This window comes from Methylobacterium sp. FF17 (assembly GCF_025813715.1).
GTDB classification, from domain to species: domain Bacteria; phylum Pseudomonadota; class Alphaproteobacteria; order Rhizobiales; family Beijerinckiaceae; genus Methylobacterium; species Methylobacterium flocculans.
This window is the reverse complement of the sequence record NZ_CP107537.1, coordinates 12,501-14,281: the sequence shown is the minus strand read 5'-3', so window position 1 is coordinate 14,281 and position 1,781 is coordinate 12,501. Positions and strand designations below refer to the sequence as shown.

General features: G+C 66.1%; 1 protein-coding gene. It reads right to left on the bottom strand.

Going from position 1 to position 1,781, the window contains the following annotated elements:
* Positions 1-665: 665 nt before the first annotated feature.
* Entirely contained in the window at positions 666-1,457 is a 792-nt protein-coding gene (locus tag OF380_RS28635; protein WP_264051699.1) for a hypothetical protein, read from the bottom strand.
* Positions 1,458-1,781: the final 324 nt, after the last annotated feature.

The following is a 1,781-nucleotide window of genomic DNA, read 5'->3' as shown; positions in this document are numbered from 1 at the left end:
GATTGACCACAGCCCGCCCTAGTGCAGGCAAGTCACACTATCCGATCCGTTCAGACCAAGTGAATTCTTCGGATAGGCGTAGACTTTCGAAGGTGCGGAAAGATTCTTTAACAGTCTGGTCACACATCGTAAAAACGCCCGCACACCATTCGGCTGCGGGCGTTGAAGGTGTATTGCCTACCACCCGAGGACCAGCACGGGCGACATCTTCAGGAAAGCGCTTTCGCTCTCCCTTGGCAAGTTGGAGCTCGGCAAGTCGGACTTCGGAAAGTCGAACCGTCACGAGGGGAATTTGGCGCGCTGAACCTGGCGGGGTTGAGCCGGTTCGAGCCTGCTTTCCCGGGAATGCCCCGCCTCGTACGAGGATCCTCCCGCGACGATCCCCTCGGCGGGCCCCGATGGATCCGTCCGACCCGGAACGGGGAAACGCGGTGCGGGCCGACCCCGCCGCCCGATCACTCACGGGTCGGCGGGGCTCGTCGTGCCGACACGACGCGGAGCCGATACGCATACAGGGCTCGCATCCAGGATGGGTGAGGCTGGTTAGCCGAGGCTCAAAGCCCCACCAGGCCCATAGGACCAGAATGGGAATCCGGCAGGCATGGGGGATCTGCGCCGCCCTGTTCGGGAAGCGCGGATCCTGTCCGATCGACTGAAATCCGGCCCTAGGCAGCGCTGATGGCGTCCGGATCCTCGCCTGGCCACCGTCCGGAGAGTCGCTCTTCTCCCCTTCGGCAGCTGTTTTGGGGTGTTGCGAGGTGTTTTTTATAAAGGGTATTTGAGCCGGTCGAAGATTTGCCCCCACCCCCGGCAGCGCGGGTCCCGGGCGGCTTGGCTTCGAGTACCCCGGCTTCGAGCGCCCCGGCCCCTGCAGCGCTGTCCTTGGGGGTCCTGGCTCTGGGGGCTAGGCGGTTCCAGGCCTGCCACTCGGGGGAGACGATCTCCACGATGTTGGTCAGGTTGCGCCAGTAGGTCAGGCGGCGTTCCTCGACGGTGATGAGCTTGAGGGCCTTGGCCTGCCGGAGGGCGTTCTTGACCGTGCTGCGGCTGACCCCGGCCCGGTCGCCGATGTCGGCGAGGCAGGCACGGCAGGCCCCGTCCTGCATCGCATCGCTGGCCACCACGCTGAGGACGGCGACCTCGCCCTGGGTGAAGTGGCAGGCCAGGGAGGGGGGGAGCCGGCCGCAGGCGGCCACGCGGCGCCGGCGCGTCAGGCTCTCGGGGGTCTTGGGCCGGGAGCCCGTCCCGGGGACCCGGGCGGGGATGGGCAGGGTCTGCGCCTCCGGGCTCCTGCGCCCCTCGGGGTTCCTGCGCACCTCGATGAGGGTGGCGAGTTCCTCGGTCTCGGCCTCGCTGATCCGCGCGTTGGCGCAGGCGTCCCACATCAGGGTGGCGAGCGCATCCAGGCTCAGGCGGGAGGCGGACGCGATCGCGCGTCGGAGTTCATCCGCAAACATGTTCACAGCCCTGTTCGGGCCGCTGCAAAGCGGGGACCACCCGGGGGCGGATCCGTCAAAAGGCAAAGCGCCGTCGCCTCGGGAACACGATCCCGATTGACACCTGCACGGTGTTGTGGTGTCTGAAAGGTGCTTTTTTCCCTTTTCAGACACTGGCGATTTTGACGGCCTCACCCTGCCAGGGGTGGGGCCGTTGGCGTTCTGGCTCAGGTCTTCGTCGCGGCGGTCATTCCTGAATGGTGATCGGTGCGCGACTCGGAAGGGCGCGCACGACCTGACACGCCATGTCGACCGGCAAAGACGAGCGAGTCAATCTTGTGCTGT

Bases quoted from the DNA above. Each gene is read 5' to 3' on its own strand.
- OF380_RS28635 (WP_264051699.1), bottom strand. From the start codon at position 1,457: ATGTTTGCGGATGAACTCCGACGCGCGATCGCGTCCGCCTCCCGCCTG.